The organism is Phyllobacterium sp. NPDC097923 (assembly GCF_044760925.1).
GTDB classification, from domain to species: Bacteria; Pseudomonadota; Alphaproteobacteria; order Rhizobiales; family Rhizobiaceae; genus Phyllobacterium; species Phyllobacterium calauticae.
In genome coordinates this window covers 163,190-189,098 of sequence record NZ_JBIWBL010000006.1, presented here as the reverse complement: position 1 = coordinate 189,098, position 25,909 = coordinate 163,190, and the positions used below count along the sequence as shown (strand labels likewise).

Sequence of the window (25,909 nt, the reverse complement as noted above, 5' to 3'; positions counted from 1 at the left end):
CATGTCGGACGGGCCCGACAAAGAGAGCAAAACCGAGGAAGCAACTGAGAAGAAAATCAGTGATGCGATGGAGAAAGGCAATCTGCCTGTCTCGCGCGAAGCGCCGATCCTCGCCTCCATCGCCGCCTTTCTCGTCATCATGGTTTTCGTCGCCGTGCCGAGCGGCTCGAAACTGGTGGCGTTCCTCTCGGCCCTGCTCGACAAGCCCGAGGAATGGCGGCTCAACAGCGCGCAGGATGCCCGGCAATTGTTCGGCATCGTCGGCCTGGCCGTGGGTGCGGCCTTGCTTCCCGTCTTCATCATCATTCCCACCGCCGGCATCCTCGCATCCGTGCTGCAGAATGCCCCGCGCATGGTCTTTGACCGTATCCAGCCGCAGTTTTCGCGCGTATCCATTGCCAAGGGCTGGACACGCATCTTCGGCGCGTCGGGCCGCATAGAATTCCTCAAGTCGGTCTTCAAGTTCGCGGCGGCCAGCATCATCGTTTTCATGATGTTCTTCCGCAGCAGCCATTTCTTCGTCGACACGATCATCACCGAACCCAGCCAGCTGCCCGAGCTCATCCGCAGCAACATCACCCGGCTTCTGGCATCCGTGACGATTGCGGTGACCGCGCTCGCAGCCTTCGACCTTGCCTGGGCCCGTATTCACTGGCGCAGCGAACTGCGCATGACCAAGCAGGAAATCAAGGACGAGCACAAGCAGGCGGAGGGCGATCCGCTGCTGAAGGCCCGGTTGCGCTCGCTCGGCCGCGACCGGGCGCGCCAGCGCATGATTGCCTCGGTTCCGACGGCCACGCTGATCGTCGCAAATCCGACACACTTCTCCGTTGCTCTACGCTACAGCCCGGCGAAAGATCCGGCCCCTATCGTGGTTGCCAAGGGGCAGGATCTGATCGCTCTCAAAATCAGGGAGATCGCCGCGGCCAATGACATACCGGTTTTCGAGAATGTGCAACTGGCGCGCGCGTTGTACAAGCAAGTGCAAGTGAACAATGCCATTGCACCAGAATTCTATAAAGCCGTGGCAGAACTGATCCAATTCGTTAATGTACGACGTAAATAATAAAACCGTTTCCAATCGGGTAAACAGCAGATGAAAAGAACGCAATATTCGGTTGCCCGGGTTGATATCATTTCAAACCACCTGACAGAGGTCATCCATGATCTTCGTCTTGTGGATGTTGCCGACTATATTGCCTTCATACGCTGTGAACTATTCGGCAACATCGCCGATATCGTCAATTCAGCGACGGAACTGACATTCTATCCCGATACGTTGACGTTCGGTCTTGGCGGTGAATATGCGCTGGACTGGAACACCGCGCCGAAAGTGATGCTTGATCTCGAGTTCAGCAATATGGGGGTCAATGCCTATTTCCGGCTGACGCTGTCTTCCGAAAGCACCGAGATCGATCTGCACCATCTGCGATTTGCCGAAACGGGGCATAGTCCCGCGCAAAATACCGCATTGCTGGCCCAGGCCTTCGAGAATGCACGCCTGCCGCAATTGTCGGCATCGGCAAAGGCGCAATAACCGCCGTCCTACAGATAGGCCTTGGCAACGGTGGGTATGTCGATCACGCCTAGAGCAAGCGCCGTCGCCACGGTCGATGTTCTGTTGGAACAGCCCAGCTTGTTCTTGGCGTTCTGCAGATAGGTGACCACCGTCCAGCGCGCGATATTGAGAATCTCGCCGATCTCGCCATCCGTCTTGCCATTGGCTGCCCAGAACAGACAGTCGATCTCGCGCTTGGTCAAAAGATTGGAGATGATCGCGGCAAGGGCCGGATTGCGGGTGCCGTGCAGGGCGTTGTGGATACGCGCCGAAGCTGCCGATAACTGTTTGCGCCTGCGCTCGACAAAGGCACCCTGTTCAGCCTTTTCGACGTCGAAGGTGAAGAGCGTGATCCCGCGGAAGCCGAAGGCATTCGTCGCGCAAATCGCAAGATACAGGTTGCCAAGCCCGCGCCGTTCCGCGTCCATCAGATAGCGTTTAACGGCTGGCGAGGGGACGGCATCGGCAGTCAGGTTGCAGATCGTGCCGGGCGCGTCGGCACGCGGCTGGAACAGCGTCATCCCCTGCATCACCGGATCGATCTTGAGATAGTCCTTGGCAAAATACCGCAACATCCAGCTGACCGGATAGGTCATCAGAAGCGGGACATTTTCATCGACCACTTCGCTGCCAGGCCGCGGTTCCGGGTGCCCGACATGGGCAATATGGCGGCAGCCGGTCTGCTGTTTGACCTCGAGCAGCATTGCAAGCGTGTCCGAAGCCACCACGTCCTTGAACAGGCCCTTTTGAAAATCGGGAAAATGAGCCAGTTCAAGCAGCATTGGATACAAGTCATTCCTCTTGGCCCGCAAAGTGCCGGCTTCCGCAACGGTATTCTTCTGGATTTCAGATGGCTTTTCATCGCATGGGATTAAAAGCCCCTTCATGCTCGCACGAGACAGGCAGGCAGACAAGTCGATGAACAATTGTATTTGCAGTTTTTCACATAATTGCTGCAAAAGGCAATTTATGGTTGAACCCTGCCTGCCAAGCTTTGATGATCGGTATCAAGCCTGACAAACCAGAACATGCGTGTCTCCTTTGACGCACATTTTCCAATGTTTTCGGTCATTTTACCGCAAAATTCGGGCATAGGCGCCCGACTGTTGCGATTGCGCTATGTGTATCCACAACCGCTGCGCGCATGGTCGGCGCGCTTGCCTTTGGCCGGGAGGCGGCCCTGCACCAGTTGCCGGCAAGGCCCGTTATTCCCGCTTCATCGCCGTACATTCATCCTGCCCGTCGCCTGTTCCCGCACAATGTGCTAATTGCCTTGCATGGGCGCCATTGCAAACGACGACTTCTTCGACTCGCTTCCCGTCTTCACTGACTTCGAAGGCGTAGCGGATGCGGACAATTATCGGCCGCTCCCCAACGACTGGATACTGGCAGTGGCCGATATTGTCGGCTCGACCGGGGCGATCGAAGCCGGGCGTTACAAGGCCGTGAACATGGCAGGCGCAAGCGTCATCTCCGCCCTGCTCAATGCTCTGGGCAGGCACAATTATCCCTTCGTCTTCGGCGGCGATGGCGCGCTTGTCGCCATTCCGGCCTCCGCGGCCGTGCAGGCGCGTGAAGCGCTTGCCTCGGTTCAGGCGTGGGTGCGTGAGGACCTGCAACTGACCCTGCGTGCCGCCCTCGTGCCGATGAGCGAGATCAAGGCGCAAGGCCTTGACGTGCGCGTTGCCCGGTTCAGCGCCAGTCCCGAAGTCTTCTACGCGATGTTTACGGGCGGCGGCAGCAGCTGGGCCGAAGCGCAGATGAAAGCCGGCAAATATGCCATCGCCGCCGGTCCATCCGGATCGCGCCCGGATCTGACCGGGCTTTCCTGCCGGTGGAATCCGATAGTGGCACGCAATGGCGAAATCCTGTCGATCATCGCCATTCCCGGCGACGCCGGCGCGACGGCGGCGTTCCAGCAGCTTGTTGCCGACATCGTTGCGATTGCCGCCGAACAGAACCGCGGCGCGCATCCCTTGCCGGCAGATGGACCGCCCATTGCATTCAATACCAGCGGTGTGGAGACGGAAGCACGCGCCACAGCCCCCAGGGGGCAACGCCTTCTTCGCAAATTCGCGATACTCGGCCAGATCGCCCTGACCGTTACGATGGACAGGCTTGGCCTGCATTGGGGGAAATTTGATCCGAAACAATACAAGCGCGACGTGGCGCGGAACTCGGATTTTCGCAAATTCGACGATGGCCTGAAAATGACGATTGATATCGATCCGGCCCGGTTGCAGCGCATTGAGGCGCTGCTGGAAAAGGCATCGAAGACGGGCATCGCCCGCTTCGGCCTGCACCGGCAGGATTCTGCCCTGATGACCTGTCTTGTCCCGACCCCCCTATCGCGCAATCACATGCACTTCATCGACGGGGCATCGGGCGGCTATGCCATGGCGGCCAGCAATCTCAAGGCCAAGCTGTCCTGATCCTAGGATTTCACAATATGCCCGGCGGCAAGCCCGCGCCTGGTGAAAATGTTGCGCGTATCGACGATCAGCGGCGACCATTCGGCCAGCGCCGCATAATCCACGTCGTCATGGTCGGTCGAAACCAGAACGGCATCGTAGGATTTCACCGTTTTCTCATCCAGAGGCACGGACGCGAGGCCTTTCAGCGCCATATATTCGCGGGTTGACGGTATCTCGCCGACAAACGGGTCGTGGTAGTCCGCATGGCCGCCGCGCTCCTCGATGATTTCAATGAGGCGGAGCGACGGGCTTTCACGGATATCAGGCACATTCTTCTTGTAGGCAAGCCCGAGAACCAGCACGCGTGAGCGGCTGAGCGCCTTGCCCGCCCTGATATCCAGTGCTTCGGCCAGTTTGCCGACCACATAACGCGGCATGGCGGAGTTGATCTCGCCTGCCAGCTCGATGAAACGGGTCGGCAGCTCGTACTCGCGCGATTTCCAGGTGAGATAGAACGGATCGATCGGGATGCAGTGCCCCCCGAGGCCGGGGCCGGGATAAAACGGCATGTAGCCGAAGGGCTTTGTCTTGGCCGCCTCGATGACCTCCCAGATATCGATGCCCATGGCGGCGTAGACTGTTTTCAACTCGTTGACGAGCGCGATGTTCACGGCCCGGAAGATGTTCTCGGTCAGCTTGACCGCCTCGGCCGTGGCGTTGGACGAGACGGGAACAACCGTCTTGACCGCCGCACCGTAGAAAGCCTGCATCAGCCGGCTGGCTTCCTCGCCATCGCCCGCAACGATTTTCGGTATGGTCGAGGTCTGGAAATCGCGATTGCCGGGATCTTCCCGCTCCGGGGAAAAGCCGAGGAAGAAGTCCTTGCCGGATCTGAGACCGGTCTTTTCCAGAATGGTTTTGACCACATCATCGGTTGTTCCGGGATAGGTCGTCGATTCAAGCACGACAAGCTGGCCGGGCCGGAGCGCCGCGGCAATCGAGCGACAGGTTGCTTCGACGAAGGACAGGTCGGGATCGCGATGTTTCGTCAACGGTGTCGGTACGCAGATGACGATCACGTCGCACTGGGCGAGCCGGGCAAAATCGCTTGTCGACCGGAACCGGTTCTGCGCCGTTTGCGCACCGAGCGCCGCGTCCGTTACCGCCTCGATATAGGAATGGCCGGCGTCGAGGGCGACAATCTTCTTCGGATCGATATCAAAGCCGGTCACCGAAAACCCGCTCTGGGCAAGGGTGATGGCGAGCGGCAGCCCGACATAGCCAAGCCCGATCACCCCAGCCTGGGCGGTGCGCGCGTCGATTTTGGCGGAAAGGTCAGAGAAGGGGGAGGAGGAAACGGCCAAGGCGATCTCTTCTTTGCGAAGCACGCCGCGTGAGCGGATGCGGTTGAGGGCGCAGCGGCGGCCCGGAATTCGTCCGGTTTAGATGGCTGCTCCGGCCACCGCTGTCAAGCAAGGCCGGTTGCGTGCGGCCTGTCACAAACAGTTGATGCGACGGCAAGCCCGGTCTGGCGCGCTGCTGACAGGAGGTTGTCAGGAGTGCGCGCCGATCCGGTGAATTAACCCCGGCGCCTCTATTGTTTCAGATCGGTGACATGACCATTTCAGTGCCAGCACGCAATCAGGATCGATAGAGAACCGCCAGCCAGCCATCCATTTGAACAGAACCGGGCAGTGCAATTGTTGCCGGCGACCCCGCCGCCAGCGTTGACACCATTGTCCGGTTCGCTCATCTTGTCTCCGTATCTGCTTGTTTTGGGTATGATTTTTCATGTGCCCGGCCGATCACGGAACAGCGCATCGAAGCTGGACGCGGTTCGCAAGGACAAGGACGAGTGATGAGCACGCAAACGGATGTTTCCACCATACTTCTCGACAAGGTCGCAGACTGGCTCACACGTTCTTCTCTCGCCGGCGAGAATCTTGAGACAATCATACGCGGTTTTTGCGAACGCATTGCCGCGGCCGGGCTGCCGATTGCCCGCGTCCACCTGACCTTCTCCATGCTGCACCCGCTCTACGACGCGCTCGGCTTCACCTGGCAGCGCTCCAGCGGCCTCGTGGTGGAAGGCTATCGCCACAATGCAGGCGAAAAACCCGAACGTTTCCTGCTCAGCCCCTATTATTATCTGCTGTGCAACAACCTTGAACATGTGCGCCGGCGCATCGATGCGGACGGGCCGCATGAATTCCCCATCTTTGACGAACTGAAGAAGCAGGGCGTGACGGATTATCTGGCCTTCGTGCAGCCCTTCAGCGGTGAGTCGACCCAGGGCATGATGGGCTCCTGGTCAACGGACAGCAGCGCGGGTTTCAGCGAAAGCATGATCGGTGCACTGCTGAAGCTGCAGAACCATCTGGCCGTTGCCGCCAAAATGGCGGTTCTCGGCAAGCTCGCCGACAACATGCTGACCACCTATCTCGGCGGCAATGCGGGCAAGCGCGTTCTCAACGGCCAGATTCGCCGGGGTGACGGCGAAACGATCCGCGCCGCCCTGGTGATGGGCGACATGCGCCAGTCGACCATGCTGGCCGAACGGGAAGGCCGCCAGGCCTATATCGACACGCTCAATCATTTCTTCGATGCGATCGCCGCGCCATTCAACCGCGGCGGCGGCGAAATCCTTAGTTTCATGGGGGACGGTTTTCTTGCGGTCTACCCCTGCGGCCGGCACAAGGACGCTTCAAAGGTTGCCTGTCAGGCCGCACTTTCGGCTGTCTTCAAGGCACAGGCCCGCGTGGCGGAGCTCAATCGCGAGCGGCGCAAGGATGGTCTCAGTGACATCCGCTACGGCATCGGCCTGCATGTGGGCAATGTCATGTTCGGCAATGTCGGCCTGAAGGACCGCCTGACCTTTTCCGCCTTCGGTTCTGCCGTCAATGAGGTGCAGCGGCTGCAGGGCCTGACCAAGAAGTATTCGCGCGAAATCGTCGCCAGCCAGGCGTTCGCCAACTATTGCGGCGGCGACTGGACAACCCTCGGCGAAGAAAAATTGCGCGGCGTCGGGCAAAAGGTCACTGTTCTCCTGCCCAAACAATCGGCTACTGTCGCAGCGGAAGATGCCTTTGATGAAGTGGCCTATGACGGCCTGTCGGAAGCGGAACAGGTCATGCTGCTGCACCGCGATGCGAAAACACAGGATCAGAGGCCCCTTCTGGAGAAGTTCATGCAATGAAACGAAAGACCGTTCTGATGGCTGCTCTGGCTGCAAGTTTGACTCTCTCATCCCAAGCCGGCGCAGAGCCAAGGAGCGACGTGCTCATCGACCGTTTTGATGGTCAGGACTTTTCGCCGGCCGGAGGCCTCTACTACCGCAAGAATTTCGAGCAGAGCGCCGGAACGGTTGAATTTCAATCCGAGGTCACGCGCAACGGCGGCGGCGCCCTCAAGCTGAGCGTCAAGCCGCTGTGTCCGGGCACGAAGCACAATTGCAGTGAACGGGCGGAAATCTGGGAAAAGACCGACAAGCGCGTGCCCTACAACCAGGGGGTCTGGTACGGGTTTTCCGTCAAATTTGCCGATCCCATTCCCAGCGACGATCACCGCTATCTGATTGCCCAGTGGAAACGCGAGATCGGGCCGAAAGCGGTCGGCGATTTCAGCCCCTTTCTGGCGCTGCGACTCAACCAGGGAAAGCTGTTCGCCACCATCGAGACCAATTACATCGCGCCGGCCAAAAAGAATGGGGTCGCGGCGGATCCGGCGTGCGCCGGCGGACAGACACCGGTGTGGCTGCGCCCTGAAACCAACCAGATGCGCGCGCTCGTGGCGACCGATTCGAACTGGTCAGTCGAGAACGGCAAGCAATTCTCCACCTGCACCAGCGCCATGACGGTGACGGATCGCGGCAACAAGCTGCCGACGCCGGATTCGGGCTGGATCGACTTTGCGATCTACACGAAGCCCGGACCTGACGGCTCGGGCCATGTCGAGATTTTTGCCAACAACAAATGGATCGTGACGGTCAAGGGCCATATCGGCCATGCCGACAAGGGACTGGGCAAGAATCAATATTTCAAATTTGGCCCGTACCGTGCAGCCGACGACAAGGAATGGACACTCTATTACGACGATTTCCGCCGTTCGCCGCGCTGTGAAGATGTCATGGAAGCGCAGTTCTGCCCGGTGCTTTAGAAGCTTTCCCATTTAAAAATAACCGTTAAAAGCCAGAGTGATGTCATCGGCGTGTGACCTAGGTCGTACACTCATAAATCTGATTGAAATGGTATGTGGCCATTTGTTCGGATACGAGGAGCAAAGACGAGGGAAATGTGGTTCATTTTTAAGGCTTTGCGACGACGTAGCCGGGCAAATGGACCATATCCTTCGGACGCCGAAACGGCTGCAAGCTGCAGTGTCGAGCCGCTCGGCCGGGGGGAAGACCCCGCCCTTCACGTCTCTCCTCGCATCTTCTTGCCGTTTCAGGCGCCATTTCGATCAGATTTATGAGTGCACGACCTAGCTAGACTCACTGTATATCGTGCGATAGTCTTGATCGTAATGGCGATAATAAAAACGCTCTGGGGGAATGAAAAACTGGCATGACGTCGGGGTCTGATCTGTTGCGTATCGAGAATCTCGGCATTTCGTTTTCGATGCTGGGCGGGCGTATGCATGTCGTCAAGGGTGCGAATCTGCGTATCCTTCCGGGAAAAGTAACGGCATTGGTGGGTGAATCCGGATCGGGAAAATCCGTCATCAGCCAGTCCGTCATGGGCATTCTGCCCAATACGGCCGCTGTGACCGGCAAAATCCTGTTTACGGACCCGATCGACGGCAAAACCACCGATATTCTGCAATTGGAGCGGGACGGACCCGAAATAAGAGCCCTGCGCGGCAGCCGCATGGCCAAGATATTTCAGGAACCCATGACATCGCTCTCGCCGCTGCATACCGTCGGCAACCAGATCAGCGAAGTCCTGGCCATCCACACCAAGGCGACCAAATCCGAACGCCGTTCGCAGACCGAGGAAATGCTGGGGCTGGTCGGGTTCTCCAATCCCAAGCGCACCTATGACATGTACCCGTTTGAATTGTCGGGCGGCATGCGGCAGCGGGCGATGATTGCCATGGCGCTGATCTGCCGCCCTGCCCTGCTCATTGCGGACGAACCGACAACGGCGCTTGACGTCACCATCCAGGCGCAGATCCTGGAACTGCTGCGCAATCTCCAGCACAAGCTCAATATGGCCATGCTGCTGATCACCCATGACCTCGGTGTCGTGGCCAACATGGCCGACGAGGTGGTGGTGATCTACCATGGCGAAATCATGGAAGCCGGGCCGGTCGATGCCATTTTCCGCAACCCGCAGCATCGTTACCTGAAGGGGCTGATGGCTGCCATACCGCATTTCGACATGAAACCCGGGGAACGCCTGAAGGCATTGCGCGAAGTACCGGTCAATTCCGGCGCGTTGTGGGGAAAGAGAAAGCACGAGGAAACGGCTCCTGACGTGCTTGTATCCGTGCGAAACCTCACCAAGAGCTACGGCATCCGCAAATCCGGTCTTTTCGGCAAGCAGGACAAGACCCGCATACGCGCCGTCGACGGTGTCAGCTTCGATATCCGGCGTGGTGAATGTCTTGGCCTCGTCGGCGAGAGCGGCAGCGGCAAGACCACCGTCAGCAAAATCCTGATGCGGGCGGTGACCCCGGATGGCGGCTCGGTGACCTTCGATGACGGCCGGGGCAAAATCGACGTGCTTGCTGCGCAGGGCGCCAGGCTTCTGGAATTGCGCACCAAAATCCAGATGGTGTTCCAGGATCCGGTTTCATCGCTGTCGCCGCGCATGACCGTACAGAACATCCTCAGCGAGCCCCTGGAAATTCACGGGCGCGGGGATCGGGCCTATCGTCTGGAAACGGTGCGCGCGCTGATGCAGGCGATCGGTCTTGACCAGCGGTATCTCAACCGTTACCCGCACAGCTTCTCCGGCGGCCAGCGCCAGCGCATCGGCATTGCACGGGCACTGGCGCTCGGACCGCAATTGCTGATCTGCGATGAGCCGGTTTCGGCGCTCGACGTTTCGGTTCAGGCGCAGATCCTCAACCTCCTGAAGGACCTGCAGAAGGAGCTGGGCCTGACCTACCTGTTCATTTCCCATAATCTTGCGGTGGTTGATTACATGGCCGATCGTATCGCCGTGATGTGTGCCGGGCGCATTGTCGAGATTGCGCCCCGCGAAATTATCCTGCGCGATCCCGTCCATCCCTACACGAAAGCGCTTCTGGCCGCCGTCCCGTTTCCGGACCTCGACCGGCCGCTGGATTTCAAGACGCTCAAGGCCAGCGGTGCCTCGGATGAACGTGCCTGGGGACCAAAATTCTCCAGCGGCGACAGCGATGATCCGCTCTCGCCCGCCGATCTCGGCAATGGTCACGTGGTGCTCGCGCGGCGCAATGTCGATACACGGGAACTACGCTCGTGGTGACGCGGCGGACAGTCCTGGGCGCCCTTGCCGCCACCGTGGTTCCGGTCTCGGTCAAAGCGGCCGATCACGAACGCGAACCGGAGTTTCTCGAGGACCGGCTGCGTGCCACCAGCCTGCCGCCGCTTGCCCAGCGCATTCCCAAACGGCCGCGGATTATCAACCTGAAGGAAATGGGCCGCGTCCCCGGACAGTACGGCGGAACGCTGCGCACCATCATCGGCAGCCAGAAAGATATCCGGTTCATGACCATCTACGGCTATGCCCGTCTCGTGGGATATGACGAACATCTCGTTCTGCGGCCCGATGTGCTCGAATCGTTCGAATCGGAAAACGACACCGTTTTCACCTTCAGACTGCGCGAGGGGCACAAATGGTCCGACGGTTCGCCGCTGACAACCGATGATTTCAGTTACTGGTGGAACGATGTTCTTCTGAATTCGGACCTGACGCCCGCCGGCGGCGCGCTGGAACTGCGCATCGACGGAAAGTTGCCTAAGTTCGAGGTCCTCGATCCGCTGACCGTGCGCTATTCCTGGGAGTCACCGAACCCTGATTTCCTGCCCAGCCTGGCGGCCCCGCAAGCCCTGGTCGTGGTTGGCCCCTCTGTTTACCTCAAACAGTTCCACAAGGATTATCAGGACAAGTTCCGCCTGGCTGCTCTGATGAAGGAAAACCGGGTCAAGAAGTGGGCCGACCTCCACATCAAGATGGCGCGCCAGTACCGCCCGGAAAACCCCGAACTGCCGGTGCTCGACCCCTGGCGGAACACGACATCCCCGCCCGCCGAGCAGTTCGTGTTCGAGCGCAATCCCTTCTTCCATCGCGTCGACGAGAATGGGCGGCAGCTGCCCTACATCGACCGTTTCATCCTGAACATCAGCTCATCACAGATCATCCCGGCCAAGGCCGGTGCCGGTGAAAGCGAGTTGCAGGCAACCGGTGTCGATTTTGCCGACTACACCTTCCTCAAGGACGCCGAAAAGCGCTATCCGGTGAAGGTCGACCTGTGGAAACTGACCCGGGGCTCGCGCGTTGCCATCCTGCCCAACCTCAATTGCGCGGACGATGGCTGGCGATTGCTTTTGCGCGATGTGCGCTTCCGGCGTGCGCTTTCGCTGGCCATCGACAGACATGAAATCAATATGGCAGTGTTTTACGGCTTGGGCACGCCAAGCGCCAACACTGTGCTGCCGGAAAGCCCACTCTACCGACCCGATTATGCCAAGGCGTGGATTGCATACGATCCGGACAAGGCCAATGCGCTGCTGGATGAAGTGGGCATGGACAAACGCAACGACGACGGCATCCGCCTGCTCCCCGATGGCCGCCCTGCGGAAATCACCATCGAAACCCCAGGCGAAAGCACGCTGGATTCCGATGTGCTCGAACTGATCATCGACCATTGGCGCAAGGTTGGCCTGGCGCTGTTCACACGAACCTCCCAGCGCGATATTTTCCGCAGCCGCGCCAAGGCGGGCCGGATCATGATGTCCATCTGGTTTGGCATCGAGAATGGTGTGGCAACACCCGACATGAACCCCGGACAGCTGGCCCCGACAACCGACGATCAATGGCAATGGCCGCTTTGGGGCTTGCATTATCTGTCGCTCGGTCAAAGCGGCCAGGCGCCCGACCTGCCGGCAGCACTCGAACTCGTTGCCTTGCAAAACCAATGGCGTAAATCGGCACATTCGGCCGAGCGCACGGAAATATGGCACAAGATGCTGTCCATTTACACCGATCAGGTGTTTACGATCGGCCTGGTCAACAGCACGTTGCAGCCCATCATGCGTTCGTCCCATTTGCAGAATGTTCCTGAGAACGGACTATACGGGTTTGACCCGACCTGTTACCTCGGAATCTACATGCCCGATACTTTCTGGATGAGCGGGGGGAAGTAGAGTGCTGCGATACATCCTATGGCGCATTGCCGCGATGGTGCCCACGCTGCTGATTATTTCGGCGCTGGTTTTCGTCATCATCGATTTGCCGCCCGGCAACTTCTTTGAAAGCCAGATCGCCGAAATGCAGGCCCAGGGCGAAACCGTCAACCTGCAGGATCTGGAACAGCTTCGCCACCAATATGGCTTCGACCAGCCGCCGGTTCTGCGCTATTTCCACTGGCTGGGCGGCATGCTGCAGGGAGATTTCGGCTATTCCTTCGAATATCAGTTGCCCGTCACCTCCGTGGTCGGCGACCGGTTGTGGCTGACCGTCCTCGTCTCCTTCGTCACAATCCTGGTAACCTGGCTGCTTGCCTTCCCCATCGGCATGTATTCGGCGACGCATCAGTACAGCTGGAGCGATTACGGGCTGACGCTTTTCGGCTTGCTCGGCATCGCCATTCCCAACTTCATGCTGGCTCTGATCCTGATGTATTTCGCCAATATCTGGTTTGGCACATCGATCGGCCATCTCATGGATCAGAAATATCTCAGCGAGCCCATGAGCTGGGAAAAGGCGCGATCAATCCTCGCTCACCTGTGGATTCCCGTCATTATCGTTGGAACGGCCGGGACGGCCGGCATGATCAGACGCCTGCGCGCCAATCTGCTCGACGAGTTGCAGAAGCAATATGTGATGACGGCGCGGGCCAAGGGGCTGCATCCCTTCCGCACCCTGGTCAAATATCCCTTGCGCATGGCGCTGAATTTCTTCGTGGCCGATATCGGCTCGATCCTGCCGCATATCATTTCCGGTGCGGAAATTACCGCCATTGTCCTGTCGCTCGAAACGACCGGGCCCATGCTGATCAAGGCATTGCAGAGCCAGGACATGTATCTTGCCGGTTCGTTCCTCATGTTCCTGGCGTTTCTCACGGTGATCGGCGTGCTCATCTCCGACATTGCCCTGGCCTTTCTTGATCCACGCATCCGGTTGCAGGGCAGGAGCACGAAGTGACAGCACAACTCCCGCTCCCCGGCGCGCCCCTGCAGCACTACGTCTCAAGCGCACCATTCGATCCGATGTCGATCGAGACAATGACCGAGGCTCAGGCCAAGGTTCATCTCGCATCGCAATTGCGGCTGATGTGGTGGAAATTCAGACGCCACCGCCTTGCACTGGCGTCCGGCATTTTCCTGATCGCACTGTACGGCATGATCATCATTGCCGAGTTTCTGGCGCCCTATAACCTGCACACGCGCAATGTTGATTTCATCCATGCCCCGCCGCAGCGGGTGCGTCTGTTCCACGACGGAAAGCTGATCGGACCATACGTCTATGGCCGCGAAATGACCCTGAACATGGAATCGCTGAAACGCGTATACTCGGACAACAAGAGCGATGTGCAACCGCTGCGCTTCTTCTGCCGCGGTGACGATTACCGCTTCTGGGGCCAGATTGCGACCAATGTCCATCTGGTCTGCCCGGCCAAGGGCGGACAGCTGTTCCTTCTGGGAACCGATCGGCTGGGCCGCGATGTGCTTTCCCGAATTATCTACGGCGCGCGCATTTCCCTGACCATCGGTCTTATCGGTATCACCATCAGCTTCGTCCTCGGCATCATCATCGGCGGGCTCGCGGGATACCATGGCGGCTGGTTCGACCTGCTCGTTCAGCGCGTCATCGAGGTATTGCAATCATTGCCTAGTCTGCCTCTATGGATGGCGCTTGCCGCCATCATGCCGGTGACATGGAGCCCGATCATCATCTACTTCGGTATCACGCTCATTCTTGGTCTGCTGGACTGGACGGGCCTTGCCCGTGCGGTGCGCTCCAAAATTCTGGCGTTGCGCGAGGAGGATTATGTTCTGGCGGCCCAGTTGATGGGAGCAAAAAGCGGACGTATCATCGGGCGTCACCTAGTTCCGGGATTCATGTCACACCTGATTGCAACGGCAACCATATCCATCCCGGGCATGATTCTGGGCGAGACGGCGCTGAGTTTTCTCGGTCTCGGCCTTCGTCCGCCCATCACCAGCTGGGGTATTCTCCTGACCGAAGCCCGCAGCGTCAGTGTCATCGCTTTTTATCCCTGGCTACTTTTCCCAATGATTCCGGTCATTCTTGTTATTTTGGCATTCAATTTTCTGGGAGATGGGTTGCGCGACGCCGCAGACCCCTACAGATAAGTGGAAAGTTGACATACCAATGGATTTGCATTCTCCCAGCCGTCCCGAATGTGCTGTGCAGCTCAACCTGCCAAAGCTATTCGTCTCAAAGAGGTTTTGACCATGATGCGGCGTTTTGAAGATGCTCGGATCCTCATGTACAGCCATGATACGTTTGGCCTCGGCCATCTCAGGCGCTGCAGGACCATCGCCCACTCGCTTGTCGAGGACTATCGCGGGCTCAATATACTCATCATTTCCGGCGCGACCATCGCCGGGGCATTCGATTATCGCGCCCGCGTTGACTTCGTGAAGGTTCCAAGCGTGATCAAGCTGCGCAACGGCGAATACACGTCGCTTGCCCGGCACATCGATCTGCATGAAACGTTGAAAATGCGCCAGTCGATCATCCGGCACACCGCTGAAACGTTTCAGCCGGATATTTTCATCGTCGACAAGGAACCCATGGGCTTGAAAGGCGAGGTCGAGGAAACCCTGGCCTATCTCAAGTCGCGCGGCACGACACTCGTGCTGGGCCTGCGTGAAGTCATGGACGCACCGCATCTGCTCGAGGCCGAATGGAAAAAAGCCAATGTGATGCAGAAGATCGACCAGTATTACGACAATGTGTGGGTCTATGGCCCGCCGGATTTCTACGATCCGCTGGTTGATCTCGACGTGCCGGCCGGTGTGCGCAACAAGATGGAGTTTGTCGGCTTCCTGCAGCGCAGCCTGTCCCACGACAAGGCCTCGGTGCATGTGCCGGAGGGCGATTACATCCTGGTGACGACCGGCGGCGGCGGCGATGGCGCCGACCTCGTCCACAATGTCATCCATGCCTACCAGCAGGACCCGACACTGACGCACAAGGCCTTTATCGTGCTTGGGCCCTACATGCCCGCCAAGCAACGGGCCAAGCTGGTGAAAAAAGGCGGCAAGATCCCCTATATCGAGGTCATCGAGTTCGACAACCGCATGGAAGAGCTGATTGCCGGTGCGAAGGCGGTCGTGGCCATGGGCGGCTACAACACCTATTGCGAGATTCTGTCGTTCGACAAGCCGGCACTGATTGTCCCGCGCATCCAACCGCGCGAGGAACAGCTGATCCGGGCCCAGCGCGCCTCGGAACTCGGCCTTGTCGACATGCTTCTGCCGGAAGAAGCCGAAAACCCTCAGCTGCTCGCCGAAGCGCTCAAGCGTCTGCCCGACCGGGCACCGCCGTCGAAAAGCGGCAAGGGCGAAGGCATGCGCTTGGAAGGACTTGTCCATATCTCGACGATTGTTGGCGATTGGCTGGACGAGCGTCAGCAAGAACAACCTTTGGCCGTTGCCGAGTAAAGAGCCGATTTTGCCCATACGCCGTAAAACACTGGTGGTGCTGAAGGGTTATCCGCGCCTGTCGGAAACCTTTATCGCCCAGGAATTGCTCGGGCTGGAGCGCGCCGGTTTCGACCTCACGCTCATTTCGATGCGCAAGCCGACGGACAAGAAGCGTCATCCCATCCATGACGAGATCAGGGCGCGGGTCGTCTATCTGCCGGAATATCTGCACGAGGAGCCTCTGCGGGTGCTGCGGGCACTGTTTGCCGGCTGGTCGAAGCCGGGCTTCAAACCGCTGCTGCGGCGCTTCTGGACCGATCTGCGCCGCGATGTCACCCGCAACCGGTTCCGCCGCCTGGGCCAGGCGCTTGTGCTTGCCCATGAATGGCCCGATGCGGGCGAATGGCTGCATGCGCACTTCATCCACACGCCTGCTTCGGTGACCGCCTATGCCAGCATCATGACCGGCGTGCCGTGGACCTGCTCAGCCCACGCCAAGGACATCTGGACTTCGCCGGACTGGGAACTGACGGAAAAGCTGGCGGAGGCCCGCTGGAGCGTCACCTGCACCCGCAGCGGCTATGAACACATGCGTGGGCTGACCGATCGCCGGGAACAGGTGCACCTGAGCTATCACGGTCTCGATCTGGCGCGGTTCGGCCATTTCACCGGCGCGCGATCGGGCCGCAACGGTTCGAACCCGGCAGACCCGGTGCAGATCCTGAGCGTCGGACGCGCGGTGGAAAAGAAGGGCTATGACGTCCTCATGCGCGCGCTGGCGGCCTTGCCCCGCGATCTCAACTGGACGTTCGTGCATATCGGGGGCGGCGACCAGCTGACCAGGCTCAAACCGCTGGCGCAGAAACTTGGCATTGCCGATCGCATCACCTGGAAAGGCGCGCTCGCACAGGAAGAGGTGCTGGAGCATTATCGCCGCGCCGATATTTTCGCTCTGGCCTGCCGGATTGCGGCGGACGGTGACCGCGACGGCCTGCCCAATGTTCTCGTGGAAGCCTCAAGCCAGAATCTTGTCTGTATCTCCACCAATATTTCCGGCGTTCCGGAACTGCTGACTGACGGGGAAAACGGTTTTGTCGTGCCGCCGGAAGATCCGGAATCCCTGGCCCGGGCGCTGGAGGAAGCAATCCGCGCGCCGGACCTGCGCCATCGTCTCGGCCGGGCGGCCGAAACGCGCGTGCGCGAACACTTCGACCATAATTCGAGTATCCGGCAATTGACCAACCTGTTTGAAACCGAATGGCAAAGGACGGAATGACCGCTCCCCGTGTGCTCTTCTATGTTCAGCATCTTCTCGGCATCGGCCACCTTGCGCGTGTCAGCCGCATTGCCGCAGCGCTGGCCCGCAATGCATTCGATGTGATGGTCGTCACCGGCGGATTGCCTGTTCCGGGATTTCCGGGCCCCGACGTCAAATCCGTGGCCCTACCCGCCGTTGTCGCCAGCAATGCCGGTTTTTCCGGCTTGGCCGACGAGCACGGCAACCCGGTTGACGAGGACTTTCTCCACCGCCGCCGGGATCTGCTGCTCGAGACATTTCATGCCGTCCGGCCTGATATTGTCATCATCGAGGCCTTTCCCTTTGGCCGCAGGCAAATGCGCTTCGAACTGCTGCCGCTGCTCGACGCCATATTAGCCACCTCCCCCCGGCCCAAACTCCTGACCTCCGTGCGGGACATATTGCAGGAACGGTCCAAACCCGGACGGGATGAGGAAACCGTTGCGCTGATCAAGGCGCATTTCGATCATGTGCTCGTCCATGGCGACCCGGATTTCGTCACCCTGCCCGAGACATTTCCGCTGGCCGCCGAGATTGCCGGCAAGATCATCTATACCGGCCTCGTGGCTGCGCCCGTTGCCGCGCTCCCGGCGGAAAGCTTCGACATCGTCGTTTCCGCCGGCGGCGGCGCCGTCGGCCTTGATCTGATCCGCGCGGCCCTCGAAGCGGCGAGGACCTCGAACCATCGCGGCCGCTGGTGCCTGATAACCGGGCCCAATCTGCCGGAAGCCGATTTCGCGGCACTTTCACACGCCGTGCCCGACAATGTCAGCGTGGTGCGTTTCCGCAAGGACTTCCCTTCCCTGCTGCGCGGCGCAGCGCTTTCCATATCGCAAGCCGGGTACAATACAGTCTGCGACGTGCTGCGCGCGCAATGCCGTTCGATCCTCGTACCATTCACCGCGGGCGGCGAAACCGAACAGACAGTGCGGGCAAACCGCCTCGCGGCGCTTGGGCTGGCCGTGGCCCTGCCTGAAAACGGCTTGACCGGGCGCCTGCTCGGCGAGACCATCGAGGCATCGCTCGCACAGCCCAGACCGGGCAGCCATCGTCTCGATCTGAACGGAGCGGCACACACTGCAAAGCTGCTGCGGGACATGCTGTAGCGCAGTCAGGCTCCCGGCAACAGTAGCGTTTGATACATCCGAAATCCGAGCGGAGAATTTCTGGTTCATTACCACTTGTTATCCCGCCTGCGATACAGTCACCCAAATATAGTGCGGATGAGATCACGTGAATGCCAGTAATACGATCCTTTAAATGGCGGATTGTGCCGCAAATTACTCTAGCCATCGCTCTCATTGTGCTGGGAAGCCTCGCCGGATCATGGATCGGCAGGCTTGTCATTATCCGCAGCGACCGCGGGCACATGCTGTCCCTGTCGAACCAGCTGCTGAAACGCGCCGACTTCGTTTTCGCCGAGGCGAATACGATCCTGTCCATGGCAAATGAAACCGGTTTTCCATTCTGTTCGAACGATGAGATCAACCACCTGCGCGATGCGCTTTTCGATACGAAGTATCTGAAGGACATCGGACGCGTGCGGGATGGCGCGTTTCATTGTTCCGCCGTCTTCGGGTCAGCCAAGCCCACCCCGCTCGCCAAGCCGGATCTGGCAACGAATGACGGCACGCTTGTCTACGCCAATACGCCCCTGGCCATTTCCAACACCACGGCGCCCATCATCGGCAGGGGGAATGCGAATGTGGTGCTCGACCCCACCGCATTCGACGCCATGACCGATCCGAACTATAGTTTCGGCATCCTGTTCAAGCCGCCCGGCGCGCAAAACCCCGTCGCGATGTTCGGCGGGCTGAATGCGGGAAAGCGGCGTGAAAAACTGCCGGAGGGTGCCGGGCGGGATGGCGATATCGTCTTTCGCAATCTCTGCGGCGAACGGGCATGCGTTTCCCTGCAGGCCCATGTCAAAGACCTGGAGGAGGACGCGTTCCCCATCGAGGCCAGCATCACCGGGCTTGGCGGCACCCTGGGCGGCGCGCTCGCCCTGATCATCCTCCTTCTGCAGCGCAAGCGCCTTTCGCTCGGCGCCAGACTGGCCCAGGCCCTCGACAAGCGGCGTCTTACCGTCGTGTACCAGCCCATTGTCGATATCGGGACGAACACGCCGCGCAGTGCCGAGGCACTGGTGCGCTGGACGGATGGCAAGGACACCATCTCGCCGGACATCTTCATACCGGTAGCCGAAGACGAAGGGCTGATCAAACGCATCACGCTTTATGTCCTCGAACGCGTTCTGGCTGATATGAATACCTTCCTGCAAGCGGACCGGACCTTCCGCATCAACGTCAACATATCCGCTGCCGACCTTGTCGATCCGGCATTTGCTTCGGCGCTGGAACAGCGCCTGCGGCAGGCCAATGTCGGAAGCGAACAGCTCGGCCTTGAAATTACCGAGCGATCAACGGCCAATGCCGCCGCTGCGGTCGACGCCATCCGGACACTGCGCGCGCGCGGCCACCGAATCTACATCGATGATTTCGGCACCGGCTATTCCAGCCTCGCCTATCTCGGCAACCTCAATGTCGATGGCATCAAGATCGATAAATCATTCACCCAGACGATCGGAACCGGCTCGGTGACGGTCTCGATTGTCCCACAGATCATCGACATGGCCCGTGTCCTCAACCTCGGAATCGTTGTCGAAGGCATCGAGACAGCCACGCAGCGGGACTACTTCGCCGGACTGCAAACGCCGATCGACGGTCAGGGATGGTTTTACAGCAAGCCGGTCAGTGCCGCCGCGCTGCAGGAACTGGTGCAGGAAAAGTTCTAGGGCCGCGGAGCCCAGAACGGCGCGGTGTCCTTGAACGCGCGCCATCTGCCGATCAGCTGTTCGCCGCCCGCCGCCTGGCGGTGCCCCTGCCAGCCGATGATGGCCCCGACGGCCCGGTTTGCCTCCGCGCCGAGGGAATCATGGTCGAGCGTATCCATGAGTTCATGCGCGCTCTTGATGTCGTTCGCCTCGCCCAGAAGGTCCTGCAGCCGCGACAGACGCTTCAGGTATTTTGCGGTCACCGGCCGGCTGGAATAGAGCGGCAGAAAAAACTCCGCGGCATAGCGCAAGCGCTTCAGGCCAAGGCGCAGCCGATGGCGCGCATCGGCGTGAAGATGGCGAAAGCCGTGCCCCCGTCTGCGGACCTGCCGTTCTATCCGGTCCAGCACCCGCGCCGCAAACTGCCCCAGCGGCTCGGTCAGGATGCGCAAATCCTCGCTGGCAATATCGTTGCGCCAGCTCCTCTGTTCGATCACCAGCCCCAGGGACAACAGGAACCGGTTGGTCCTGGGATCGCCGATGATATGCCGGACGGTCTGGTAGGCCTGATCGTGGGAGGACATGCATGCCGCACGGAAGGCGGATATATTGATGTGCGGCAGGTTGGCTTCCTCAATCTCCGCCAGGGTCGAATGCAGGAAAACGTCCCAGTTTCGGGCGGGACCCAGCGCCTGCCCGAACAGTTTTGCCTCGGTGCTGAGGTTCTCCAGCGACGGCGCCTGCAACTCACGGCAGAGAAAATGCAGCGCCACGCGCAATCGCCGGAGCGCGACGCGCAACTGGTGGACGCCTTCCGGCTCCTGCCCGGTTTGACTGGCGCTAAGATTGGCCACGATCTGCTGCTGGCAATTGGTCAGAAGCTTGGCAATCGCCTCATCGACCGTATCAGACCTGACGAAGCCGGACGGTGCCGCCTTGACCGCCGATGGTTCATCGCCAAGCGCCAGCGCATACCCCCGCGCCGATTTGCTCTGCGTTTCCAGGCAAAGCGGCGCAACGTCCATCAGATTGAGACCGAACTGATAGAGCGCCGCGACTTTCCCCTGCTTCAGCTCAAGTTCGACTTCCGACAGCGGCACGCGCGACGCGCCGAATTCAATGACGCCGTCATCGAGCGCAAGTTCGATCCGGGCATCCTGATGGTCGAGCATCAGCAGATGCCGCCGGACCCTGGTCGCAAAAACCGGTGCCAGCTCATCCGCCGTCATTCCGTCCAAAGGCGCGCCGATGTCGGCAAGCGGCAGCAGAGCAAGGTCGGGCGCCATGCCGCTCACCACCGTCTCCCACTCATTGCGTTGCAGAGAACCGTGATCTGCTGCCCGCTTGACCGTCTGCACATGTTGACGGCCCTCACGCCGGACACGCAGCGACAATCCCGCCGCAAACAGCCGGTGATCTGAGGTGTCGTAATAGGTGGCATCAAGCCGCCGGATCAAGCCCTTGTTGCGGGCGGCCTGCTGAACCGCTGCGGAGGCGCGAATTTCATCGAGCATGCCCACGGGTGCCCGCAGCTTCAGCTCAATCTCGACAGGGGCACGCGGCGGAACGGCAGCAGTCCCGACGCCCGCACCGTCCTCTGTTGCGTGAACCGAAACTCCAGCCATTCCCCGCTCCCGTCGATCATCCCGTTGCACGGACTATACTATCGCGTGTGCGCCGTCTTGGTAGCGCAAATATTGTTGAGCCGGGTTGCCCGGCTGATGACCAGCGGGACCCAAGGCCATAGCCGCTGTCATGCGCGTATTACATTCCGGTTCTAGACCCTACCGGAAAGGTCTCCTTGCGCGATTCCGGGGGGCGGTCTCTTCCCAAGATCGACCCCGAGACCACCCGCCACACTGTCTTGTCAAAGGATTTTTCCATGCGCCATCTGCCGTCAATCCTGTTGCGGTTGCTTGCAACCTCCATGGCCATACTTCCGGCCGCAGCCTTTGCCGATAATTCGGTTGCGATCAGCGGTGCAACGCTCGTCAACAAGGGGCTGGTCGGCGTTGGACGAATTCCGGCCAATCAGCGCGACAAATTCGGCGAAACCTTCGGTTCCGGCTCGGGCATGGCAATGAACCCGGCCGACTGGAGCCGCGATGGCAACAGCTACAAGGGCACGATGCTGCTCCTGCCCGACCGCGGTTACAATGTGGCGGGTACAACCGACTATCGCCCCCGCCTCAACATGCTGTCGATCCGGTTCACGCCGGTGGCGCCCGGCGCAACACCGTCCGCCGACAAGCAGCAGAGCGGCGTCGAGGCTGCACTCACCGACACGTTGCTGCTGGTGGATGATAAGGGCGCCGATACAACCGGCCTCGACCCGCAGTCCGATGTTCGCGCCGCTGCCGGGGATTTTCCCATGCTGCCGCAGGCCGTCAATGGCAAGATATCCCTGGACAATGAGGCAATCGTCCGCCTCGCCGACGGCACGATGTTCATCAGCGACGAGTATGGACCGAATATTTACCGCTTTTCCGCCGAAGGCCGCATGATGTCGGCAACCCAGCCTCCGGCAGCGCTGGTTCCCATGCGCCATGGCAAGGCGAATTTCTCCTCCAACAATCCGGGGCCCGGCGCTCAGGCGCCCGATCCGAAGGATCCCGATACCGGCCGCCAGAACAATCAGGGCCTGGAAGGCATGGCACTGACGCCCGACGGCAAGTTCCTGATCGCCGTTCTCCAGTCGGCCGCCCGGCAGGATGGCGGCGATTCCAGTTCGACCCGCCAGAACACCCGCGCCCTCATCTATGACGCGGCCGATCCGGCCCATCTGAAGCTGGTGCATGAATATGTCGTGCCGCTTCCCGTCTTCACCAATGCCAAGGGCAAGAAGGCCGTGGCAGCGCAGAGCGAAATCGTGGCTTTGTCGGACAAGGCATTCCTGATGCTGGCGCGCGACAGCGGCAATGGTTATGGCCTTGACGGCGACACGTCGCTCTACCGCAACATCACCGTCGTCGACACCTCGGCGGCCACCGATATCGCCGGAAGCGCCTTCGATGCCGACAAGGCCGTTGCACCCAATGGCATCGTCGACCCTTCCATTACGCCGGCAACATTGACCCCCTTCATTGATATCAACGACAACGCGAACCTGTCGCGCTTCGGCCTGCATAACGGTGCGCCCAATGACCGCAACAACCTGTCGGAAAAATGGGAAGCCATGTCACTTGTCAGCGTCCTCGATCCCAAGCTGCCGAACGACTATTTCCTGTTCGTCGGCAACGACAATGACTTCCTGACCCAGGACGGCTTTCAGGTCGGCGCGAGCTACAAGGCCGAGGGCGGTGCCGATGTCGACACAATGTTCCAGGTGTTTCAGGTCACCATTCCCGGACTGCATAAGTAATCCGTTCGACATATCATCGGAGAGGATTGCCCTCTCCGATGATACCAGCCTCCATGCATTCCCGTTCATGTTATATGATCGGGTGAGCTAAGTGCCATGGAGCAAAACAGATGCTGCGACTTCTCCTGCTTCGCCATGCCAAATCGGACTGGCCGGATGGTGTTGACGACCACGACCGCCCGCTTGCCGAACGCGGCCGCCGGGCCAGCCCCCTGATGGCAGGATATATGACCGGAGAAGAACTCATACCGGATCTCGCCCTTATCTCCACGGCACGGCGGACACTGGAGACATGGGAACTGCTGCGTCCCATCATCGGAGACGATATACGCTGGCGGGAGGAGCCGCGGATCTATGAGGCGCCAGCACGGGTGATCCTGGATGTTGTCAGGGCGGTGGAGCCGGGGATCGGGACATTGCTGGTTGTCGGCCATAATCCGGGGTTGCACGATGCAGCCCTTCGGCTCGCCGGTAGGGGACGGGAGGCCGATCTCACCCGCCTCCGGCAGAAATACCCCACGGCGGGACTAGCCGTCATCGATTTCATCGCCGGGCGCTGGTCCGATCTTGCCGATCAATCCGGGGAACTGGAGCGTTTTGTGACACCGAGGACGGTCGGCCATGGGTGAGACCATTCGCCCAAACCCCGATTCCACGGGCGTTCATGCGCCAAAATAGCTGCACTGAGGCAGTCATTTCAACTTTCAGCTGTTGATTATGACAATCATTTTTCGAATATGTGACAGGACCATTCACTGCAAACCGCGATTGGACGTCAGGATGCGCCTTAGAGAACTTCAGGAAATCAGGTACGAAGAGGAAACCGCCAACCTCAAGCTTTCGGGTCTCAACCCGTTCAAGGAAGCCAAGAGCGTCAACATTTCCATCGACAATCCCGAAGCATTCCTCAATGCGATCAAGACGGCGCTTTCGGACCCTGACGGCAAGCCCATCAAATTCGGCAAGGGCAAATAGGCCCCCACGCGCATCACAAAACAACTTCCCCTGGCGGATGAAATCGTGGCAGGCCAGCAAGATAATGCTTGCCACGCCGCGCGTTATTCCGTTCATTCTCGGAACGAACCGGCCAAGACCCTCACGCGCTACCCACCATGTGCCCAGTGTTGAACCAAAGGAGCTCCCGTGACTGAACCGACCATCGCGCCCGCTCCGCCCGTCACTCTGGTCATCTTCGGCGCAACGGGCGATCTGACGCGGCGGCTGCTCGTTCCCACCGTCCTCAACATGACGCAGAGCGGTCTCGTGAGCGACAGCCTGCAGATCCTTGGCATCGGCATTGAACCTGGCGATGACGAAATGCTGCGCTCCAAGCTCGAAGACTTTCTCGCGACGTCCAACATCAAAGCCAACTACAGCGCCGAGACATGGCAGGGGCTGCGCTCGCGCATCTTCTATCGGCAGGGCGACTTCACGCAGGATGCCATCTATGCCGAGATTGCCGGCCAGCTCGGAGCGCAGGCCGGGCGGAACGCCGCCTATTACCTTGCGGTGCCACCGCTGTTCTTCGGCGATATCGTCGACAAGCTCGCCGACCACAACCTGCTGAAAGAAACGGATGGTGCCTTCCGCCGCCTTGTGATCGAAAAGCCGTTCGGCACCGACCTCGCCTCGGCCAAGGCGCTCAATGCCAGGATATTGAACCGCGTGCCGGAAACGCAGGTCTATCGCGTCGACCACTTCCTCGGCAAGGAAACCGTGCAGAACATCATGACGGCGCGGTTTGCCAACATGATGATCGAATCCCTGTGGAGCAACAATTTCATCGATCACGTCCAGATCACCGCTGCCGAACTCGTCGATGTCGGCACCCGCGGCAAATTCTACGACGCAACGGGCGCGCTCAGGGACATGGTGCCCAACCATCTGTTTCAGCTTCTTGCCATGGTTGCCATGGAGCCGCCGAACAGCTTTGACGCCGAGGCAATCCGCGACGAGAAGGGCAAGGTCCTGAAAGCCCTGCGGATCTACTCCGGCGAAGAAGCCGAGCAGAACTCGGCGCGCGGCACCTATACAACAGGGGTTTCCAGCGGCAAAACCATACCGAACTATACGGATATCCCGGATGTGACGCGCGACAGCGCAACGGAGACCTATGTTGCCCTGAAGCTGTTTGTCGATACATGGCGCTGGGCGGGTGTTCCCTTCTATCTGCGCACCGGCAAGGCCATGACGGCCCGCGATACCGAGATCGTCGTCACCTTCCGTCAGGTTCCCTTCGCCCAGTTCAAGGGGATGGGGCCGCAGCGCCGCCTGACACCGAACCGGCTGATCATCCAGGTGCAGCCGGACGAGGGCCTGCACATCGAAATATCGATCAAGTCGCCCGGTCTTTCCGTCGAGACCGTGCCGGTATCCCTCGATTTCAACTATGCGGATTTCTTTGATATCGGCAAATTGACCGGCTATGAATCCCTGCTTTACGATCTGTTCGTCGGCGATCAGACCCTGTTTCAGCGCGCCGACAGCATCGAAGCGGGATGGGCGGCCGTGCAGCCCTTCCTCGATCTGTGGGCGACATCGGCACAACGCCCTGAACCCTATCCGGCGGGCAGCATGGGGCCGCAATGCGCCGATGCACTGATCGAGCGCGATGGCCGAAAATGGCACCAGCCCGATGTGCAGCACCGGGTGAAAGCGACGGTTTCCTGACTTGATCTGACA

At 59.8% G+C, this 25,909-nt stretch carries 20 protein-coding genes; 17 read left to right on the top strand and 3 right to left on the bottom strand.

Annotation, left to right across the window (positions count from 1 at the left end):
• The first annotated feature begins 1 nt into the window (after nt 1).
• Together ACIQWS_RS22680 and ACIQWS_RS22675 are read left to right on the top strand one after the other, a co-directional pair.
• Nucleotides 2-1,066, top strand: a complete 1,065-nt coding sequence (locus ACIQWS_RS22680) for an EscU/YscU/HrcU family type III secretion system export apparatus switch protein (RefSeq protein WP_403184534.1) — start codon at nt 2-4, stop codon at nt 1,064-1,066.
• 30 nt (nt 1,067-1,096) lie between these two features.
• A complete protein-coding gene (locus tag ACIQWS_RS22675; protein ID WP_223615484.1) occupies nt 1,097-1,537 on the top strand; it encodes a hypothetical protein in 441 nt (146 codons plus the stop codon).
• Nucleotides 1,538-1,545: 8 nt separating this feature from the next.
• On the opposite strand, the gene ACIQWS_RS22670 is transcribed toward ACIQWS_RS22675, so the two are convergent.
• Nucleotides 1,546-2,340 carry a helix-turn-helix transcriptional regulator gene (locus tag ACIQWS_RS22670; protein ID WP_403184531.1) on the bottom strand — a complete coding sequence of 265 codons (795 nt, stop codon included), beginning with the start codon at nt 2,338-2,340 and terminating at the stop codon, nt 1,546-1,548.
• Between the two features lie 495 nt (nt 2,341-2,835).
• Here ACIQWS_RS22670 and ACIQWS_RS22665 point away from each other — a divergent pair, with 495 nt between their 5' ends.
• A complete protein-coding gene (locus ACIQWS_RS22665) occupies nt 2,836-3,990 on the top strand; it encodes a DUF3095 domain-containing protein (protein WP_403184529.1) in 1,155 nt (384 codons plus the stop codon).
• A gap of 2 nt (nt 3,991-3,992) precedes the next feature.
• Here the strand turns inward: ACIQWS_RS22665 and ACIQWS_RS22660 are convergent, their stop codons facing one another.
• Nucleotides 3,993-5,336, bottom strand: a complete 1,344-nt coding sequence (locus ACIQWS_RS22660) for a nucleotide sugar dehydrogenase (RefSeq protein ID WP_403184527.1) — start codon at nt 5,334-5,336, stop codon at nt 3,993-3,995.
• Between the two features lie 494 nt (nt 5,337-5,830).
• Here ACIQWS_RS22660 and ACIQWS_RS22655 point away from each other — a divergent pair, with 494 nt between their 5' ends.
• The 10 genes from ACIQWS_RS22655 (at nt 5,831) to ACIQWS_RS22610 (ending at nt 19,887) form a co-directional block, all read left to right on the top strand.
• Nucleotides 5,831-7,168: an adenylate/guanylate cyclase domain-containing protein gene (locus tag ACIQWS_RS22655; protein ID WP_346307945.1), complete on the top strand. Its 1,338-nt coding sequence runs from the start codon at nt 5,831-5,833 to the stop codon at nt 7,166-7,168.
• Nucleotides 7,165-8,127 carry a polysaccharide lyase gene (locus ACIQWS_RS22650; protein ID WP_403184524.1) on the top strand — a complete coding sequence of 321 codons (963 nt, stop codon included), beginning with the start codon at nt 7,165-7,167 and terminating at the stop codon, nt 8,125-8,127. The genes ACIQWS_RS22655 and ACIQWS_RS22650 overlap by 4 nt, the downstream gene beginning before the upstream one ends.
• Nucleotides 8,128-8,534: 407 nt before the next feature.
• Entirely contained in the window at nt 8,535-10,424 is a 1,890-nt protein-coding gene (locus ACIQWS_RS22645) for an ABC transporter ATP-binding protein (RefSeq protein ID WP_403184522.1), read from the top strand.
• Nucleotides 10,418-12,325 carry an ABC transporter substrate-binding protein gene (locus ACIQWS_RS22640; protein WP_403184520.1) on the top strand — a complete coding sequence of 636 codons (1,908 nt, stop codon included), beginning with the start codon at nt 10,418-10,420 and terminating at the stop codon, nt 12,323-12,325. The genes ACIQWS_RS22645 and ACIQWS_RS22640 overlap by 7 nt, the downstream gene beginning before the upstream one ends.
• Nucleotide 12,326: 1 nt before the next feature.
• Nucleotides 12,327-13,325, top strand: coding sequence for an ABC transporter permease (locus ACIQWS_RS22635; protein WP_346307943.1), 999 nt, complete (start codon nt 12,327-12,329; stop codon nt 13,323-13,325).
• Nucleotides 13,322-14,497 (top strand): ABC transporter permease, encoded by a 1,176-nt coding sequence (locus tag ACIQWS_RS22630; RefSeq protein WP_403184517.1) that lies wholly within the window; start codon nt 13,322-13,324, stop codon nt 14,495-14,497. The genes ACIQWS_RS22635 and ACIQWS_RS22630 overlap by 4 nt, the downstream gene beginning before the upstream one ends.
• A gap of 102 nt (nt 14,498-14,599) precedes the next feature.
• Nucleotides 14,600-15,814, top strand: coding sequence for a glycosyltransferase family protein (locus ACIQWS_RS22625; protein ID WP_288193851.1), 1,215 nt, complete (start codon nt 14,600-14,602; stop codon nt 15,812-15,814).
• Nucleotides 15,815-15,824: 10 nt separating this feature from the next.
• Nucleotides 15,825-17,072, top strand: coding sequence for a glycosyltransferase family 4 protein (locus ACIQWS_RS22620; protein WP_403184515.1), 1,248 nt, complete (start codon nt 15,825-15,827; stop codon nt 17,070-17,072).
• Nucleotides 17,069-18,199 (top strand): glycosyltransferase family protein, encoded by a 1,131-nt coding sequence (locus ACIQWS_RS22615; RefSeq protein WP_403184513.1) that lies wholly within the window; start codon nt 17,069-17,071, stop codon nt 18,197-18,199. Before ACIQWS_RS22620 ends, ACIQWS_RS22615 begins: the two co-directional genes overlap by 4 nt.
• 131 nt (nt 18,200-18,330) lie before the next feature.
• On the top strand, nt 18,331-19,887 hold the full coding sequence (locus tag ACIQWS_RS22610) for an EAL domain-containing protein (protein ID WP_403184511.1): 1,557 nt from the start codon (nt 18,331-18,333) through the stop codon (nt 19,885-19,887).
• On the opposite strand, the gene ACIQWS_RS22605 is transcribed toward ACIQWS_RS22610, so the two are convergent.
• Nucleotides 19,884-21,491, bottom strand: a complete 1,608-nt coding sequence (locus ACIQWS_RS22605) for a CHAD domain-containing protein (RefSeq protein ID WP_346307938.1) — start codon at nt 21,489-21,491, stop codon at nt 19,884-19,886. The genes ACIQWS_RS22610 and ACIQWS_RS22605 overlap by 4 nt on opposite strands.
• 302 nt (nt 21,492-21,793) lie before the next feature.
• Between ACIQWS_RS22605 and ACIQWS_RS22600 the strand changes: the two genes are divergently transcribed.
• The 4 genes from ACIQWS_RS22600 (at nt 21,794) to zwf (ending at nt 25,897) form a co-directional block, all read left to right on the top strand.
• The gene (locus tag ACIQWS_RS22600; protein ID WP_403184581.1) at nt 21,794-23,227 is read left to right on the top strand and encodes an esterase-like activity of phytase family protein; all 1,434 of its coding nucleotides are present in this window, start codon (nt 21,794-21,796) and stop codon (nt 23,225-23,227) included.
• A 110-nt stretch (nt 23,228-23,337) separates the two neighbouring features.
• Nucleotides 23,338-23,856, top strand: a complete 519-nt coding sequence (locus ACIQWS_RS22595; RefSeq protein ID WP_403184508.1) for a SixA phosphatase family protein — start codon at nt 23,338-23,340, stop codon at nt 23,854-23,856.
• Nucleotides 23,857-24,007: 151 nt separating this feature from the next.
• Nucleotides 24,008-24,202 carry a hypothetical protein gene (locus ACIQWS_RS22590; RefSeq protein WP_288194913.1) on the top strand — a complete coding sequence of 65 codons (195 nt, stop codon included), beginning with the start codon at nt 24,008-24,010 and terminating at the stop codon, nt 24,200-24,202.
• A gap of 168 nt (nt 24,203-24,370) precedes the next feature.
• The gene (zwf, locus tag ACIQWS_RS22585) at nt 24,371-25,897 is read left to right on the top strand and encodes a glucose-6-phosphate dehydrogenase (RefSeq protein ID WP_403184505.1); all 1,527 of its coding nucleotides are present in this window, start codon (nt 24,371-24,373) and stop codon (nt 25,895-25,897) included.
• Nucleotides 25,898-25,909 lie beyond the last annotated feature (12 nt).